Origin of the sequence: endosymbiont of unidentified scaly snail isolate Monju, from assembly GCF_000801295.1 — a bacterium.
In the GTDB taxonomy this organism is placed as follows: Bacteria; Pseudomonadota; Gammaproteobacteria; order Chromatiales; family Chromatiaceae; genus MONJU.
In genome coordinates, this window is the sequence record NZ_AP012978.1 from 1,103,189 (window position 1) to 1,119,629 (window position 16,441).

Annotated in this window: 14 protein-coding genes, 1 tRNA gene and 1 pseudogene; 12 read left to right on the forward strand and 4 right to left on the reverse strand. The window is 63.7% G+C overall.

Annotation, left to right across the window (positions count from 1 at the left end; genetic code table 11):
• Nucleotides 1–8 precede the first annotated feature (8 nt).
• Nucleotides 9–458, forward strand: coding sequence for a universal stress protein (locus EBS_RS05165; RefSeq protein WP_043107650.1), 450 nt, complete (start codon nucleotides 9–11; stop codon nucleotides 456–458).
• A gap of 159 nt (nucleotides 459–617) precedes the next feature.
• Here EBS_RS05165 and EBS_RS14535 read toward each other — a convergent pair whose 3' ends face one another.
• Nucleotides 618–968: a hypothetical protein gene (locus tag EBS_RS14535; protein ID WP_231892891.1), complete on the reverse strand. Its 351-nt coding sequence runs from the start codon at nucleotides 966–968 to the stop codon at nucleotides 618–620.
• A gap of 52 nt (nucleotides 969–1,020) precedes the next feature.
• Nucleotides 1,021–1,188: pseudogene (locus EBS_RS14540) on the reverse strand (LysR family transcriptional regulator); the annotation flags it as partial.
• A gap of 243 nt (nucleotides 1,189–1,431) precedes the next feature.
• Between EBS_RS14540 and EBS_RS05170 the strand changes: the two are divergent.
• From EBS_RS05170 to EBS_RS05195, 6 genes are all read left to right on the forward strand, one after another.
• Nucleotides 1,432–2,508: an alkene reductase gene (locus EBS_RS05170; RefSeq protein ID WP_043107651.1), complete on the forward strand. Its 1,077-nt coding sequence runs from the start codon at nucleotides 1,432–1,434 to the stop codon at nucleotides 2,506–2,508.
• Nucleotides 2,505–3,695, forward strand: a complete 1,191-nt coding sequence (locus EBS_RS05175; protein WP_081999833.1) for a multidrug effflux MFS transporter — start codon at nucleotides 2,505–2,507, stop codon at nucleotides 3,693–3,695. The genes EBS_RS05170 and EBS_RS05175 overlap by 4 nt, the downstream gene beginning before the upstream one ends.
• Before the next feature lie 153 nt (nucleotides 3,696–3,848).
• Nucleotides 3,849–4,898, forward strand: coding sequence for an efflux RND transporter periplasmic adaptor subunit (locus tag EBS_RS05180; protein ID WP_043107652.1), 1,050 nt, complete (start codon nucleotides 3,849–3,851; stop codon nucleotides 4,896–4,898).
• Nucleotides 4,898–7,957: an efflux RND transporter permease subunit gene (locus EBS_RS05185; RefSeq protein WP_043107653.1), complete on the forward strand. Its 3,060-nt coding sequence runs from the start codon at nucleotides 4,898–4,900 to the stop codon at nucleotides 7,955–7,957. The genes EBS_RS05180 and EBS_RS05185 overlap by 1 nt, the downstream gene beginning before the upstream one ends.
• Before the next feature lie 37 nt (nucleotides 7,958–7,994).
• A complete protein-coding gene (locus EBS_RS05190) occupies nucleotides 7,995–8,864 on the forward strand; it encodes an AEC family transporter (RefSeq protein ID WP_043107654.1) in 870 nt (289 codons plus the stop codon).
• 10 nt (nucleotides 8,865–8,874) lie between these two features.
• Nucleotides 8,875–10,029 (forward strand): MFS transporter, encoded by a 1,155-nt coding sequence (locus EBS_RS05195; protein ID WP_043107655.1) that lies wholly within the window; start codon nucleotides 8,875–8,877, stop codon nucleotides 10,027–10,029.
• Nucleotides 10,030–10,143: 114 nt separating this feature from the next.
• On the opposite strand, the gene EBS_RS05200 is transcribed toward EBS_RS05195, so the two are convergent.
• Together EBS_RS05200 and EBS_RS05205 are read right to left on the reverse strand one after the other, a co-directional pair.
• On the reverse strand, nucleotides 10,144–10,584 hold the full coding sequence (locus EBS_RS05200; protein WP_043107656.1) for a hypothetical protein: 441 nt from the start codon (nucleotides 10,582–10,584) through the stop codon (nucleotides 10,144–10,146).
• 481 nt (nucleotides 10,585–11,065) lie between these two features.
• A tRNA-Leu gene (locus tag EBS_RS05205) sits at nucleotides 11,066–11,152 on the reverse strand.
• 93 nt (nucleotides 11,153–11,245) lie between these two features.
• Here EBS_RS05205 and rnr point away from each other — a divergent pair.
• The 5 genes from rnr (at nucleotide 11,246) to EBS_RS12805 (ending at nucleotide 16,418) form a co-directional block, all read left to right on the forward strand.
• On the forward strand, nucleotides 11,246–13,846 hold the full coding sequence (gene rnr, locus EBS_RS05210) for a ribonuclease R (RefSeq protein WP_231892849.1): 2,601 nt from the start codon (nucleotides 11,246–11,248) through the stop codon (nucleotides 13,844–13,846).
• Nucleotides 13,847–13,866: 20 nt separating this feature from the next.
• Nucleotides 13,867–14,592, forward strand: a complete 726-nt coding sequence (gene rlmB / locus EBS_RS05215) for a 23S rRNA (guanosine(2251)-2'-O)-methyltransferase RlmB (RefSeq protein ID WP_043109291.1) — start codon at nucleotides 13,867–13,869, stop codon at nucleotides 14,590–14,592.
• A gap of 236 nt (nucleotides 14,593–14,828) precedes the next feature.
• The gene (gene rpsF, locus EBS_RS05220) at nucleotides 14,829–15,182 is read left to right on the forward strand and encodes a 30S ribosomal protein S6 (protein ID WP_043107657.1); all 354 of its coding nucleotides are present in this window, start codon (nucleotides 14,829–14,831) and stop codon (nucleotides 15,180–15,182) included.
• An 18-nt stretch (nucleotides 15,183–15,200) separates the two neighbouring features.
• Entirely contained in the window at nucleotides 15,201–15,425 is a 225-nt protein-coding gene (rpsR, locus tag EBS_RS05225; protein ID WP_043107658.1) for a 30S ribosomal protein S18, read from the forward strand.
• A 60-nt stretch (nucleotides 15,426–15,485) separates the two neighbouring features.
• A complete protein-coding gene (locus EBS_RS12805) occupies nucleotides 15,486–16,418 on the forward strand; it encodes a hypothetical protein (protein ID WP_148307672.1) in 933 nt (310 codons plus the stop codon).
• Nucleotides 16,419–16,441: the final 23 nt, after the last annotated feature.

The window sequence follows — 16,441 nt, forward strand, 5'->3', positions numbered from 1 at the left end:
ATCGCGCCATGTTCAAGAAGATTCTCTATCCTGTCGACCTGGCCCATGTCGAGTTCGCTGCCGGTTTTGCCTCCGAGGTCGAGCGCGTCGCCGAAACTTTCGGTGCCGAGATCGAGGTCATGACCGTGATGCCCGGCTTCGGCATGGCGATCGTGGCCAGCTATTTTCCCCCGGATGCCGAGCAGAGGGCGCGGCGCGAGGTCGAGCGCCAACTCGGTGAGTTTGCCAGTAGTGCCTTTTCCCGTCCGGTAAAGATCCGGGTGGAGCAGGGCACGCACTGGAAGCGCATCCTGAGCGTGGCCAAGGAGGACGCGGTGGACCTGGTGATCATGCCGCACTGCGACAAGGGCTGGGCCGAGAGTGTGCTGGTCGGTTCCTGTGCACAGAAGGTAGCCGAACGCGCGCCCTGCTCGGTACTGCTGCTGCGGCCTGGCGAGCAGGGTCCCTGCCTGGCCTGAATTGCTCCCTCCCAGCCACTCGCTGGCGGGGGAGGGTGCGTGGGTGGCCATGTACACGCCGCGTTTCCACCGCCCCAATGCCGAAGGGAACTGGGACATCAAGGTCGCTGTTGGCTCGCGCCGGGTTCCTCTGAACGCGTTACCACAGCCGCTCGCAGATCAGGTCGAAGTTTCCTGAGCATGCATCGTCTGATTCGGACGAGGGCACGATGCTCCCGGCTTACTGGCGCGACGTTCATCAGACCATCTCGAAGCAGTCCATGAAACGGGGAGCCGCCCCTGGAGGGATGGCCAGATGCATTCGCCCTCAGACAGAAAACCAGTCGGGAGCGGCACCTTCACGGAACCGTTGCCTGAACCAATCCAATGCCTTGCCCTGGTTGCGGCATAGAAGGTCTCGCAGAGCGTCAGCACCTTGTCCACGGGAACGAGATCTTCCACCGCAATGCGCAATTCCGCCTCCCAGCCGGTGGCGATGCGCCGGACGTTGCGCACCAGGCCGTCCGCCATCCTGAGCAGATCCCGCCCTTCGCGCAGCAGTGCCGCGCTGGCGCACGCGATGCCCTCGCCGGTTGAACAGGGCCACGTCCAGGCTGTCCTCGAGCTTCTGAATGGCGTAGGTTACCGACGAGGGGACGCGGTGGAGTTCCTCGGCCGCGCCGGCAAAGCTGCCACGGCGGGCGATGGCAGCCAGAACCAGCAGGGCATCCAGGTTGATTTCGGGCCTCATGTTCGATTTTTTCGAAAAAACAGCACGTGTTTTTTCACTATATCTCGAGGCCTTCCCTTTTTACCATGCGCTTCGTTGTTCGAATGAGTGAATCAAGCGGGAATGGCGTCGCCTCAGGCAGCCTGGCACCTCCTCGGATCAACAGGGCCTGCCCCTCTTCTCCACCAGATCGAGATCTGGCCGTCCGATGGAGCACGCATCCACCCGATTCACTCAAGCCACCCACATCCGGAGACTGAGAAAATGACCGACCTGTTCTCACCCATCACCATCGGACCGCATACTCTGCCGAACCGCATCTTCATGGCTCCCCTGACCCGCAACCGGGCTACCGATACCATTCCCACCCCGCTCATGGTGACCTATTACACCCAGCGGGCCGAGGCTGGCCTGATCATCAGCGAGGGATCCCAGATCTCGCCCCAGGGCGTCGGCTATCCGGTCACGCCCGGCATCCACACCGATGAACAGGTGGCAGGGTGGAAGACCGTCATTGATGCCGTGCACGAACGTGGCGGCCACATATTCTGCCAGCTCTGGCATTGTGGCCGGATATCGCATCCGGATTTTCATGGCGGCGAGTTGCCGGTCGCGCCCTCGGCCGTCCGCCCGGAGGGCCAGGCTGTCACCTACGAGGGGATGAAGGACTTCGTCACCCCACGCGCACTCGAAATCGACGAGATCCCCGGCATCGTTGCCGACTATGCCCATGCGGCCGATTGCGCCCGCCGCGCCGGTTTTGACGGCGTGGAGATCCATGCCGCCAATGGCTACCTCATCGACCAGTTCCTGCGCGATGGCACCAACCAGCGCACCGATGACTATGGCGGCGCCATCGAGAACCGGGCCCGCTTCCTGCTGGAAGTCACCGAAGCCGTGTGCGATACGCTGGGCGCCGACCGGGTGGGCGTGCGGCTGTCGCCGCTGCAGCCGTTCAACGACATGCGCGACAGCAATCCTCAGGCCACCTTCACGTACGCCGTGCAGGCATTGAACCGTTTCGGACTGGCTTATCTGCACGTGACGGAGATGGGCGGCGAGGCACCGGGAACCGCCGGACCGGCTTTCGACCTGCGGGAGCTTCGTCGCCTGTGGAACGGGGTCTACATCACCAATGCGGGATACGACAAGGAAAAGGCCAACCGGGCCATCGGCGAGGGCGAGGCCGATGCGGTGGCCTTTGGCGTGTCCTTTATCGCCAATCCCGACCTGGTCACCCGCTTCCGCCAAGACGCGCCGCTCAACACGCCGGATCCTGACACCTTCTATGGTGGCGATGCCCACGGCTACACTGACTACCCGACGCTGGAGCAGACTTGAGCGAGGAAGTCGTATCCACCGCAGGGCGTCCGCCTGTCGTACGGCGTTACCTGACGGTCGTCACCGCACTGCTGTCCTTTCCTGATATCGAGGCCGACTTTGGCGTCGATCGCGCGATGCTGTCACACAGCCTGAGCGTCTATCTGGCGGCCTTTGCGGTCTCGACACTGTTCTGGGGGCCGCTGGCCGACCGCCTGGGACGTCGCCGGGTCATCCTGGCCAGCCTGTCGACCTATACTCTCGCCTCGATCGGCTGCGCCATGGCCTCCCAGATGGAGTCATTCCTGTGGCTTCGCACCGTGCAGGGACTGGCAGCCAGCGGTGGCTTCATCGCCGGGCGCGCCATGATTCGCGATGCCCATGAGACGCAGGCGGCACACCGCGCCATGTCGCAGGTCACCCTGATGTTTGCCATGGCGCCGGCCATCGCGCCGGTACTGGGCGGCTGGTTGCACGACCAGTTCGGCTGGCGTAGCGTGTTCTGGTTCCTGACGGGCTTCGGTATCCTGCTCACAGGGCTGGTCGCGTTCATCGAAGAGACCCTCGCGCCGGCGCAGCGCCAGTCCATTCAGCCAGCCGCGGTGGTGCGGATCTATGCGCACACCCTTCGGCACCGGCGGTTTCTCGGGCTGGTTCTGAGCCTGGCCCTTGCCTTTGCCGGATTGTTCCTTTACATCGCTGGCGCGCCCACGGTCATCTACGATTTCCTCGGCCTGGGAAGCGACAACTTCGGTGTGCAGTTCATTCCTATGGTGGGCGGCATGATGTTGGGCGCCTTTCTCTCGAGCCGCCTGGCGCACCGCTGGCCAGTGCAACGCACTGTCCTGGGCGGCCTTGGAGTGGTGACCCTGGCGGTGCTGCTCAATCTCTTGCTGGCGTTGTTTTTCGAGACCGGTATCCTCACCGTCATCGGGCCACTGGTCGTCTATGCATTCGGTCTGGCCGTCGCCATGCCCGCGATCACCATCCTGGCCTTGGACTGCTTCCCCCGCCACCGGGGGACGGCGGCATCGATGCAGGGCTTCCTGCAGATGCTGATCAACGCCGGCGTCGCCGGTGTTGCCGTTCCGCTGTTGCACGCGCAGTGGTTGCACTTCGCGCTCGGACAGCTCGCGTTTCTGCTGCTGGCCCTGCTGTTCTGGTCGTCCATCCGGCAAGGCAAGCCGCCGGGAGGGGCGCTCGATTGAAGATTCCGCGCCAGTTGCATGACCACCACTTACCATACGCCCCGTAAAGGAACCTCCGAACAAGTTCCTCCTCCATTTCATGGGGGAAGAGAATGTGGACTTTTTCGGGGACTCCTGAACCATTATTCAAGCATCTTCAGAATCGTGTCTGCCATGCCCAAGAAAATCGCTTTCCTCTTGCTCCTCCTGTCGCTACTGGCGGGTTGTCAAAACGACACCCCCACCTCCGAGGCAAAAAGGCCGACGCCATGGGTCAAGACGGTCACGCTGCAGGCCGGGGGCGAAACCACGCTGGCACTTTCGGGCATCCTGCGGGCACGCCATGAAACACCGGTGGCCTTTCAGGTGGGAGGACGCATACTCGCCCGTTACGTCGACGCCGGTCAGCGCGTGACGGCTGGGCAGAAGCTGTTCGATCTCGATCCACGCGATCTGGATGCGGCGGTACAGGCGGCCGAGGCGCAGCTGGCAGCGGCCGAAGCCGCGCTCGCCACGGCGCGAAGTGAACTCGAACGTCAGCGCAAACTGGTCGCCAAAAAGTTCGTCAGCCGGCAGACCCTGGATCAGTTTGAACTCAAGGAACGCGAGGCCGCCAGCCAGGTAAAGGCCGCGCGGGCCAAACTGGCCCAGGCTCGCAACGCACGCAGTTATGCCGAACTGCATGCCAAACACGCCGGTGTGCTGATCGAAGTCAGCGGCGAGCCTGGCCAGGTGGTCGGTGTCGGACAGACCGTGGCCGTGCTGGCACGTGAAGGTGAGCGCGAAGTCGAGGTCTCTCTCACCGACGGCACCCATGCGCCGCGCACCGGCCGCGTGCGCCTCCCCGACGGTCGGCGCATCCCGGTCAAATTACGCGAGCTCGCCGGCGCCGCCGATCCGCAAAGCCGGACCTGGCGGGCACGCTACCGTCTGGAAGGCACTGCCGCTGATCTGCCGCTGGGCGCCGTGGTCCAGGTGCGATTGCAAAGACCGGCGATCGGCGAGAAAACCTGGCGCGTGCCCCTCGGGGCATTGGATGAACGCGCCGATGGCCCCCGTATCTGGCAGGTGATCGATGGCCATGCGCAGCCCGTACCGATCGAAGTGGTATCACTCGACAGCGAGACCGCCCGCATCCGCGTGGACCTGCCGCCGACCACCCACATCATTGCCCTGGGCACCCATCTGCTGACCCCGGGCATGGCGGTACGGGAGCGCAAGTGATGAGTTTCCCGAACCTCTCTGCGCTTGCGGTGCGCGAGCGCTCGGTGACGCTGTTCTTCGTTCTGCTGTCGGTATTTGCCGGGCTCTATGCGTTTCTGTCGCTCGGAGGGGCAGAAGACCCCGCTTTTACGGTGCGGGTCATGGTGGTCTCGGCGATCTGGCCTGGTGCCACACCCGAGGAACTCCAGCAACAGGTGGCCGACCGCCTGGAGAAGCGGATCCAGGAAGTGGAATACCTCTATCGCATCGAGACAACCATCCGCCCCGGTCGTGCCGATCTGCAGGTCGAATTCGAGGACTACACGCCCAGCGAAAAGATTCCCGACCTTTTTTACGAAGTGCGCAAACGCATGCGTGACGAGGCGGCTCGTCTGCCCAGGGGCGTGATCGGCCCGGTCGTCAACGACGATTTTTCCGATGTCTATTTCTCGCTCATGGCGCTGAGCGCGCCTGGCCTGCCGATGCGTGAACTGACGCGCGAGGCGGAATCCCTGCGCGACCGCCTGCAACGGATCGATGGGGTACACAAGGCGCTGCTACTGGGCGAGCGCAGCGAACGCTTGTTCGTCGAATTCGACATGGCGAAGCTCACCAACCTCGGCATCGCACCGCAGGCCATCTTCGATGCGATCGATGCCAACAACCAACTGGTACCGGCCGGATTCATGGACCTCGCAGGGCCTCGGGTCTACCTGCGCATCGACGCCGACCTGTCGGATCCCGAGCGCCTGGCCTCGGTACCCATTCGGGTCGGAGATCGCCTGCTGCGTCTCTCCGACCTGGCAACCATCCGCCGGGGCTACGAAGACCCGCCCAGTTATCTGGTGCGCTCGCGCGGACAGGATGCCGTGTTGCTGGGCGTGGTCATGAACAAGGGGGAAAACGGACTCGAGTTCGGTCAGCGCCTGGCGGACTTCGTCGCCCGCGAGCAAAGCCGCCTGCCGCTGGGCATGACGCTTTCGGTATTGACCAACCAGACCGATGCCATCAAGCAGGCGGTCAACCTGTTTCAGATCAAGTTCCTGGTGGCGGTCGCCGTGGTGATGGGTGTGAGCATCCTCGCTATCGGCCTGCGGGCCGGCCTGGTGGTCGGGATTGCCGTCCCCATCACCCTGGGGTTGACCTTCCTGTTGATGAAGATGACCGGCGTCAACCTGGACCGTATCACCCTGGGGGCACTGATCATCGCCCTGGGCCTGCTGGTGGATGACGCCATTATCGCCATCGAAATGATGCTGGTGAAAATGGAGGACGGCTGGGACAAGGTTCGCGCCGCCAGTCATGCCTGGAACGTCACCGCCGCGCCCATGCTGTTCGGCACCCTGGTGACCGCAGCGGGCTTCGTACCCATCGGCTTTGCCCAGTCGGGCGTGGGCGAATACGCCGGCAACATCTTCTGGGTGCTGGCCTATGCGCTGATCGTCTCCTGGCTGGTGGCGGTCGTGTTCACCCCGTACCTGGGTGTGAGGCTGCTGCCCGACTTCAAGGGACATGCCGAATCGGAAGATTCACTGTATCAGCGGCCGATCTACCGCCGGCTTCGCGCCCTGATCACCGCCTGTGTGCGCTACCGCAAGAGCATCGTGCTGCTGACCGTCGGCCTGCTGGTGCTGGCGATCGTCGGCATGGCCACCAAGGTCCAGAAACAGTTCTTTCCCAGTTCCGACCGACCAGAGGTCCTGATCGGGGTCTATCTGCCGCAGGGCAGCGCCATCGAGCAGACCGACGCCACCGCCAGACGCATCGAGAAGATCCTGGCCGAAATGCCCGAGGTCAGAAGCCTGTCGACCTATGTCGGCGCGGGTGCGCCGCGCTTCTTCATCTCGGCCAACCCCGAGCTGCCGGATCCGGCGTTTGCCAAGATCGTCGCCATCGGCAAGGATGCACTGACACGCGATCGCATCATGACGGCCATGCAGAAACACGTCGACGCCGGCGAGTTTCCCGAGGCCAGGGTCCGCCTCACCCGTCTGTTCTACGGCCCACCGGTGGTATGGCCGGTGAGCTTCCGCGTGATTGGCCCGGACCCGGAAAAGCTGCGTGAGATCGCACACCAGGTACGTGCCGTCATGGCGGCCAATCCGCATACCGTGGATCCGCACCTGGAATGGGATGAACGCGCCCCGGTCCTGCACCTGACCATGGACAACGAACGCCTGCGTCTGCTGGGATTGACGCCCAGGGATGTCGCCCGACAATTGCAGTTTCAGCTCAACGGCATGTCCGTCACCCGGGTGCGTCAGGATATCCGTACCGTGGAGGTCATCGCCCGCGGCCAGCGAACGGACAGGCGCATGCCGCAGGACCTGGAGATCAAGACGGAGGAGGGGCGCAAGATACCGCTCACGCATCTGGGCCTGTTGGAAGTGCGCTACGAGGAACCGGTGATCAAACGCTACAACAGAGAACGCTTCCTTGCCGTCCACGCCGATGTTCAGGGAGCCCAGCCCCCCGATGTCACCATGGCGATCTGGAAGCAGCTGACCGAGCTGCGCCAACGACTGCCCGAGGACTATCGCATCGATATCGGTGGCTCGGTGGAACAGTCCGGCAAGGCGGATGCCTCCATCCAGAAGTTGCAGCCGCTGATGGTGGCGCTGATGCTGATCTTCATCATGCTGCAGATGCGCACCTTCTCCGGCACCTTCATGGTGGTGGCCACCGCACCGCTTGGCCTGATCGGGGCGGTCGCGGCGCTGCTGCTGTTCAACCAGCCATTCGGCTTTGTCGCCCTGCTCGGGTTGATCGGCCTGGCCGGCATCCTCATGCGAAATACCATGATCCTCACCCAGCAGGTTCAGGATAATCTGGAAGAGGGCATGGATGCCTGGTCAGCGGTGATCGAGGCGGCCGTGCGACGTGCCCGCCCCGTCCTGCTGACCGCCCTGGCGGCCGTGTTGGCGTTCATCCCGCTGACCCACGACAGTTTCTGGGGGCCGCTGGCCTATGTGCTGATCGGCGGCGTGCTCGCAGGCACCGTCATCACGCTGCTGTTCGTGCCGGCCCTGTATGCCCTGTGGTTCCGCTTGGGCAAGAACGACACAACGGCCATCGGGTAACACCGGCCGGTTTCATCAACCACTGTCACGTACCAACATGCTGCAAATCATCAACATCGTTTTCCCCATCTTCGCGATCGTGCTGATCGGCTATCTGTATGCCCGGCGGCATGGGCCCGACATGGCGTCGGCGAACCGTCTCAACGTGGAAATATTCACGCCGGCACTGATTTTTCACGTGCTCACGCAGGAGGGGTTCGATCTCTCCGCCTACGGTGATCTGGCGCTTGCCGCGGCGGTCGTGGTGCTGGGCTCCGGCGTGATCGCCTGGCCAATAGGCAGGCTTCTCGGTTACCCCTACAAGGCCTTCGTGCCCCCCATGATGTTCAACAACTCCGGGAACATGGGGCTTCCCCTGGCGCTTTTTGCCTTTGGAGAACAGGCACTTCCTGCCGCGATGATCCTGTTTCTGGTGGAGAATACCCTGCACTTCAGTGTCGGTGGGGCCATGCTGACGGGCCATATCAACCCGTTGAGATTGTTGCTCAACCCCATGCTCGCTTCGACCCTCGTCGGCATTGCCGTGGCACTGAGCGGTATCCATATCCCGGTTCCGCTGGGAGAAACCATCAAACTTCTCGGGCAGGTCGCCATCCCTCTGATGCTGTTTGCCCTGGGGGTGCGCCTGACCAGCGTCGATTTCACCAACTGGCGTATCGGCGTCGTTGGCGCGGTGGTTGCCCCCTTCAGCGGCTTGATCTGTGCCATTCTCGCCCTGAAACTCATATCGCTGGATACGGCCCAGGCCGCGCAACTGCTGGTTTTCTCGATACTCCCGCCCGCCGTTCTGAACTACATGCTTGCCGAACGCTATAACCTGTATCCACACCAGATGGCGGCCATCGTCTTGATCGGCAATCTGGCCAGCCTGGTGACGATCCCCGCCGCGCTGTACTGGGTGCTGTGACGCGGCAACAATGAAAAGCCGTACCCAGCCCATCATCGTCTACTGCACCATCATCGCCTTTGCGATTCTGTATGAACATCAACCCCTGCTGCCACTGCTCGGGGATCACTGGGGACGCCCCATCAGTGATATTGCGCTACTGACTACCGTGACGCTGTTTCCCTTGGCCATGGCGCCACTGCTGTATGGCTATATCCTCGAGCGTTTTTCCTCTCACAAGATGCTGGTCATCGGCTTCTCCATCCTGTTCATCAGTCAGGCCATACTCTCGACCGCACCCGACTACGCGCTGTTCCTTTCCCTGCGGGCCATCGAGGGACTGATGCTGCCTGCGATCTTTACATCGTTGATGACTTACACATCGTCCCTTGGCGACAAGGCTCTTGCTCGCCGCAATCTGAGTATCTATATCGCCTCGACCATCGCGGGGGGCTTCATGGGACGCACGGTGACAGGCCTGGTCACCGAACTGAGTGATTGGCAAAGCGCATTCTGGATGTGGTCCGGCCTGGCGCTGATCGCGGTCATCAGCCTGTTCGGACTCGATTCGGATCCGCGCAACCAGCTGCAACGGATTCAGCTGCACGAAATTCTCGCCTTGTTGAAACGCCCCGTCATCCGCATGGGACTGTTCACTGCGTTTCTGCTGTTCTTTGTCTTTGCCGCCATGCTCAATTTCCTGCCCTTCCGCATGCGGGAGCTCCATCCCGATATCGGTACAGGTGCTATCGCCATGGTCTATACCGGCTATCTGATTGGCATAGTGATCTCGCTGGGATCTCCCCGGCTGATCAGACGGCATGGTGGCGAATCCAGGGTGCTGATGGGGGGCGCCTTTATCTACCTGCTGGGGACCCTGTCATTCCTGATTCCCCGCCTGCAAGCGCTTTATGTGGCCATGTTCATTTTTGCCGCAGGCATGTTCGCCCTGCACAGCGTGTTGTCCGGTTACATGAATCACCTTTCCGAGAGAAAGGGGCTGATCAGCGGCTTGTACATCAGTGCCTACTACACCGGCGGGGCACTCGGGTCCTTTCTCCCCGGCCTCTTCTACCATTCGACGGGATGGTCGGGATTCGTGGTGTTGCTTATGGCTATGGTGCTGTTGCTCTTGGGGATGGTCTGGCGCATGTCGGTGGCCGAGGAACAGGTTCAGCCTGCCTGAACGAGCAAGGGCTGTCCTGTCGCTGGATGGCACTGATCGCCATGGATGCCCCTGTCGTGGAGCATCGGCAGGTCCACCGAGAACAGTTGGTTCATCAGGCGAGGGCAGGGGGCGTCAATTGGAATTATTCGCCGATGGGTCCTTCGCCACGTCCTGCTGCAGCACGCTGCCACGAACCGGAGCCGAGAAAAAGGTGCGCAGAAGCAGTCGCGCACTGAGTGGCTCACGGCGGTTCCAGGGGAGCAGGGATACGATACGTGCCATGGTGCAATAACCGACGGTGAGCTGCGCCCAGGTGCCGATGATGGGTACCCAGTACAGCCATTGCATGGGTAAGGGGTAGGCAACAAGCAGGAGCAGCAGGTAACCGACGCGGACTTGTACCGGAAATGCCGTTACGGAGCCTTCACGCAGGGCAAAGTGAACGATCTGTATGCCGGTGAGGGCCATTGCGCCGGGATAACCGCCGTCCCACCCGGCCATGCCCAGACACAACAGGATGACGGTGGCCAGCCAATACCACCAACTCATTTCGCGCCAGTCGATCATCAACATGATTTGCTTGTAAATAGAATGGATATTCGTGGCATTTTCGTCTGCCCGTGAAGAGCGGGTCAAGCCATGGCTGGACCGGCGTCTCCCCGTTTTTCACGCCCCGGACCAGGATTCAGGTCACCCGGGTCGATGGCAAGCATCATCCTCATCGCCGCCTTGTACAGGCAGCGCGGGGAAGTCGTGCCAGGCAGAGCCTGAAGAGCCAGCCCGATACGGCCTCATGGCCTGCCTGCTGCTCCAGGCCTGCCGCAGCACAGGGAATGACCGGAATCGATGCGGTGTATTGCCCAAAGCCTGTTGACCGCCTCGGGAGGGCTTGCGCCATGGCCAAGGCCCGACGACTGGAGAGAGAACACCAAGCCCCTTGCAGCCATCTCCGCCCCTCGCGACCGATTTCCCCTGCCGGCAGTGCCATTCGAGGGGAGGGCGGGTGGGGCTCCAATGAAAAAGGCCCGCTCGAGGAGCGGGCCTTCCAGGTTTATGGTGCCTGGGAGAGGACTTGAACCTCCACGGGGTCACCCCCACTAGCACCTGAAGCTAGCGTGTCTACCAATTTCACCACCCAGGCATGACATGAGTAGCTGAGGGCGCGTAATCTACAGCGACAGACGGGCCTTGTCAACGTACAATGACGCCACGATTCTAGAAAGGCAACGAATGAGTGAGTAGAAGAAACAAGCCGCGCCGACAGCGCGCCAAGGACCCGAATTTCGCGCGTGAGGCGCAGAAATACGAAAATCCCATCCCCAGCCGTGAGTTCATCATGGCGACCATCGACGAGCTGGGTTGCCCCCTCTCGTTCGATGAACTGGCCGAGGCGCTCGGTCTGCTGGAGGAAGAGCAGCTCGAGGCCCTTTCCCGTCGTTTGCGCGCCATGATCCGCGATGGCCAGCTGATCCGGAACCGCCGCGGTGGCTATTGTCAGGTGAACCATGCCGACATGATCCCCGGGCGGGTGATCGGACACCCCGACGGCTTTGGCTTTCTCAAGCCCGACGATGGTGGCGACGACCTGTTCCTGGTGCCGCGGGAGATGCGCAAGGTCTGGCACGGCGACCGTGTGGTCGCCCAGGTCTCGGGTACCGACCGGCGCGGGCGCAAGGAAGGGGTTGTCATCGAGGTGCTCGAGCGCGCCTTCTCCAGGCTGGTCGGCCGCTTGCATGTAGAGAAGGGGGTGGCCTTCGTGCTGCCGGACAACAAGCGCATCCCGCAGCAGATCCTGGTGCCGCCCGATCAGCTTGGCGATGCAGCGGACGGGCAGGTGGTCGTCGTGGCCATCGACGAGCATCCCACCGAGTGGCGCCAACCCATCGGCCACATCGTCGAGGTGCTGGGCGACCACATGGCGCCGGGCATGGAGACCGATGTCGCCATCCGTTCCCACGACATCCCGGTCGAGTGGCCGGCCGATGTACTCGAGCAGATCGCCGATCTCGGCGAGGAGGTGCCCGAAGCGGCCAAGCAGGGCCGGGTGGACCTGCGCAAGACGCCGCTGGTGACCATCGACGGCGAGGACGCGCGCGACTTCGACGACGCGGTGTACTGTCAGCCCACGCCCAAGGGCTGGCGCCTGCTGGTGGCCATTGCCGATGTTTCGGCCTATGTGCAGCCCGACAGCCCGCTCGACCGCGAGGCCTACAACCGAGCCACTTCGGTGTACTTCCCCGACCGGGTGGTGTCCATGTTGCCCGAGGTGCTGTCCAACGGTCTGTGCTCGATCAACCCGCATGTCGACCGCCTGTGCATGGTGGCCGAGATGTACTTCGACGCCAAGGGCAAGATGTACCGTTCGCGCTTCTTCGAGGGCGTGATGAATTCGCATGCGCGGCTCACCTATGACCAGGTGCGCGACATGCTTGAACACGGCGATCCCGAATTGTGTGAACGCTTCGCGCATGTGTTGCCGCATCTGCGTGACCTGCATGCCCTCTACAAGGTGCTGCATGCGGCGCGCGAGCAGCGTGGCGCCATCGATTTCGACTCGGTCGAGACCAAGTTCCGTTTCGGCGACAACGGCAAGGTGGCCGAGGTGATCCCGCTGGAGCGTCACGATGCCCATCGCATGATCGAGGAGTACATGCTGGCGGCCAACGTGGCGGCGGCGCGGCACCTGTTGCGCAAGAGGATGCCGGCGATGTTCCGCAACCACGAGCCGCCCAGCGAGGAGAAGCTCGAGGACCTGCAACAGTTCCTGGCGGAGCTTGGCCTGCGTCTTGGCGGCATGCCTCATCCCTCCGCCAAGGATCATGCCGAGCTGCTCGAGCAGGCGAAGGACCGGCCCGACTACCACCTGATCCAGACTGTGCTGCTGCGCTCGATGATGCAGGCGGTCTACGCCGCCGAGAACAAGGGCCACTTCGGCTTGGCGCTCGAGGCCTACACGCACTTCACCTCGCCGATCCGGCGCTATCCCGACCTCATGGTGCACCGGGCCATCCGCCACTTGCTCACGGGCAGCAAGCCGGCCGAGTTCAGCTACAGCCACGCGCATTTGCAGACCATGGCCGAGCACTGTTCCGCCAACGAGCGCCGTGCCGACGAGGCCTCGCGCGACTCGGCCGATGCGCTCAAATGCGAGTTCATGCTCGACAAGGTCGGGCAGGTGTTCGAGGAGCTGATCGTCAGCGTCAACAGCTTCGGGCTGTTCGTCGAGCTGGCCGACATCTATGTCACCGGCCTGGTGCACATCACCGCGCTGGACCGCGACTACTTCCACTTCGATCCCATCGGCCACCGCCTGACCGGCGAGCGCAGCGGCAAGGTCTATCGCCTGGGCGATCGGATTCGCGTGCAAGTGGCTGCGGTAAACATGGACGAGCGCAAGATCGACTTCGTGCTCGCCGATGGTCGCGGGCGGGAGGATGAGGGAGCGCGGCGAGGCGGTCGCCGTCGCGGTCGGGATCGCGACCGGGAAAAGCGCAGGGCCGAGCCGGCACGTGATACGTCGTCCTCGCGCAAGGAAGCGGCCACGCCCGCCAAGGAAGACCCGTCCGCCAGCAAAGAGCGTGCTGTCGCGGGCGATGTCTGGCGTCCGGCGGTGCCGGGCTGGGGCCGCCCGGGGGGGGGCAATGGAGAGGCCAGCGGCAATGGGGCCGGCCAGACCAGGAAGGGTGGAAAGAAGGCGAGCAGGAAGGCGTCGGCCAGAAAGACAGCCAAGAAGGCTGCCCACAAGAAGACGGCCAAGAAGGTCGGCAAGAAGGCCGCAAAGAAGGCGGCCGGCCAGCGTCACCCGGCACGCCGACGGAGCAAGTCACGCTCGTGAGTCGGGATGCGGGACACTGGGTGGGTGGACTGCACGCGGTACGTGCTGCGCTGGGCCACGGTGGTCGGGTGCATGAGTTGCGCGTGGATGTGCGTCGGCGCGATCGTCGCCTGCAGACGTTGGTAGAGCGAGCTCGCGAGCAGGGCGTGCCCGTGCGGCGGGTCGAGCGGCGCGAGCTCGATGCCCTGGCCGGGGGTGCCAATCACCAGGGTGCGGTGGCGCGGGTCGAGGCCCCGTCGGCGCGTCCCGAATCCGAGCTGGATGCGCTGCTCGCCGGGCTTGAGGTGCCGCCCCTGTTGCTGATTCTCGACGGTGTCACCGACCCGCACAACCTGGGTGCCTGTCTGCGCACCGCCGATGCGGCCGGCGTGCAAGCGGTGATCGCGCCGGCCGATCGGTCGGCCGGTCTCACCCCGGTTGCCTGCAAGGTCGCCAGTGGTGCGGCCGAGACAGTGCCCTTCTTCCAGGTGACCAACCTGGCGCGCACCCTGCGCCGCCTGCAGGACGAGCACCGCATCTTCCTGGTCGGCACGGCCGGCGAGGCCGAGGCCGGCCTGTTCGAGGCCGATCTCACCGGCCCGCTCGGCCTTGTCATGGGCGCCGAGGGTGGCGGCCTGCGCCGACTTACCCGCGAGGCCTGTGACCAGCTGGTGCGCCTGCCCATGCTCGGTCAGGTCGAGAGCCTCAATGTCTCGGTCGCCACCGGCATCTGCCTGTATGAGGCGCTGCGCCAGCGGCGCGCCTGAACGGCCAGCATCGAACTTCCGTTGCATGCGTCGGATCTTTCTCTCCGGCACAGGCCAGGGCGCGCCAGCGGGGCGATCTCCGCCCCTCGAAACGGACGCATTATCGCGCGGCCTGAGGCCGCCGGCTTGCATTGCGCTCCGGCCTTCTCTAGAATCGCGCGCTTCGACCCGGTCGTGCCGGGTTCTCCTTGCCTCACCGCCAGTAGCGGGAGGCTGTCAAACCGTGAGGAGCCACAATGCGTCATTACGAAATCGTGTTCCTGGTCCACCCGGACCAGAGCGAGCAGGTCCCTGCCATGGTGGACCGCTACAAGTCCATCATCGAGGGCGACAACGGCAAGATCCACCGTCTCGAGGACTGGGGTCGCCGTCAGCTGGCCTATCCCATCAACAAGCTGCACAAGGCGCACTACGTGCTGATGAACATCGAGTGCAGCAAGGACGCGCTGGCCGAGCTGGAGAGCGCCTTCCGTTTCAACGATGCCGTGCTGCGTCATCTGACCATCCGCCGCGAAGAGGCCGTCACCGAGCCCTCGCCGCTGGCACGCGAGGATGACAAGAACGAAGCACCCGAAGCTGCCGCTTCCTGATCCAGAGGAGTCGTTGAAATGTCGCGTTTCTATCGTCGTCGCAAGTACTGCCGATTCACTGCCGAAGGCATCAAGGAGATCGATTACAAGGATCTCAACCTGCTCAAGCAGAACATCAGCGAGACCGGCAAGATCGTGCCGAGCCGCATCACCGGGACCAGTGCCAGGTACCAGCGCCAGCTGGCCACCGCGGTCAAGCGTGCGCGCTTCCTGGCGTTGCTGCCGTACACCGACAGCCACTGAACGGAACGGCTGCCGGGGCGGGCGCCGTGAACGGCGTCCGCCCCTGAACGGGGGAACTGTATGAAAGGGCTGCTCGTCGCGGCGATGCGGGGCAGGACCCAGGCCAGCATGGCCGTGGTGGTCACGGCGCTGCTGGCATTGTTGCTCAGTCCCTTGTCGATCCTGAGCAACGGCCTGGTGGTGTTGGCCACCCTGCGGAACGGGCCGCGCGAGGGGGTGCTGGTGGCCGGGATTTCGGTCCTGGCCATGGCCCTGCTGGGCGGTCTGCTGTTCGCCCAGCCGCTGGTGCTCGGCGCGCTGGGGCTGATGCTCTGGCTGCCGGCCTGGGGGCTGGCACTGGTACTGGGGCGCAGCGGTTCTTTGATGCGCGCGCTCGAGGCCGCAGTGCTCGCCGGCATGGCGTTGGTGCTGATGCAGTACCTGTTGCTGAATGACCCGGCGGCCTTCTGGGGCGGCCTGTTGCAGGACTACATGGCCGTCAACTGGGACAGCGAGGTGGTTCCTGAAGACCGGCAGCGGGCGCTGCTGGAAGCCATGGCCGGCTGGATGCCGGGCGGCATCGGCGGGGTGTGGGCGCTGTCGGCGGCTCTGGCGCTGATGTGGGGGCGCTGGGGCCAGGCCCTGCTGGCCGGACACGAGGGCGCCTTCGGCCGCGAGTTCCGCGCGCTGCGGGCCGCGCGGCCCTGGCTGTGGGGTGTGCTGGTTCTTCTGCTGGCGGGGCTGGCGGGAGACCAGCCCAACCTGGCCGGGCAGTTGCAGGTGGTTATCCTGACGCTGTTCCTGTTGCAGGGGTTGGCCGCTGCCCACGGGGTGGTCGCACTGGCAGGCGGCAAACGGGGCTGGTTGTTCGGGTTGTACTTTTTGTTGATCGTCGGTCTGCCGCACAGCCTCACGGCAGTTGCCATCGCTGGATACGCCGACGGTTGGTTGGATTTCAGGGCCAGGGTGCGTGGTGATACCGGCGGCTCGTCGGGCCCCGGCAAGGGGCAGTAGCACCGCTCGCACCCGGGCGAAAC

Coding starts and splice junctions, on each gene's coding strand:
- EBS_RS05195 (WP_043107655.1), top strand. CDS start 8,875: ATGAAAAGCCGTACCCAGCCCATCATCGTCTACTGCACCATCATCGCC.
- EBS_RS05185 (WP_043107653.1), top strand. CDS start 4,898: ATGAGTTTCCCGAACCTCTCTGCGCTTGCGGTGCGCGAGCGCTCGGTG.
- EBS_RS05200 (WP_043107656.1), bottom strand. CDS start 10,584: ATGTTGATGATCGACTGGCGCGAAATGAGTTGGTGGTATTGGCTGGCC.
- rpsR (WP_043107658.1), top strand. CDS start 15,201: ATGTCGCGTTTCTATCGTCGTCGCAAGTACTGCCGATTCACTGCCGAA.
- rpsF (WP_043107657.1), top strand. CDS start 14,829: ATGCGTCATTACGAAATCGTGTTCCTGGTCCACCCGGACCAGAGCGAG.
- EBS_RS05190 (WP_043107654.1), top strand. CDS start 7,995: ATGCTGCAAATCATCAACATCGTTTTCCCCATCTTCGCGATCGTGCTG.
- EBS_RS12805 (WP_148307672.1), top strand. CDS start 15,486: ATGAAAGGGCTGCTCGTCGCGGCGATGCGGGGCAGGACCCAGGCCAGC.
- EBS_RS05180 (WP_043107652.1), top strand. CDS start 3,849: ATGCCCAAGAAAATCGCTTTCCTCTTGCTCCTCCTGTCGCTACTGGCG.
- EBS_RS14535 (WP_231892891.1), bottom strand. CDS start 968: ATGGCGGACGGCCTGGTGCGCAACGTCCGGCGCATCGCCACCGGCTGG.
- EBS_RS05165 (WP_043107650.1), top strand. CDS start 9: ATGTTCAAGAAGATTCTCTATCCTGTCGACCTGGCCCATGTCGAGTTC.
- EBS_RS05170 (WP_043107651.1), top strand. CDS start 1,432: ATGACCGACCTGTTCTCACCCATCACCATCGGACCGCATACTCTGCCG.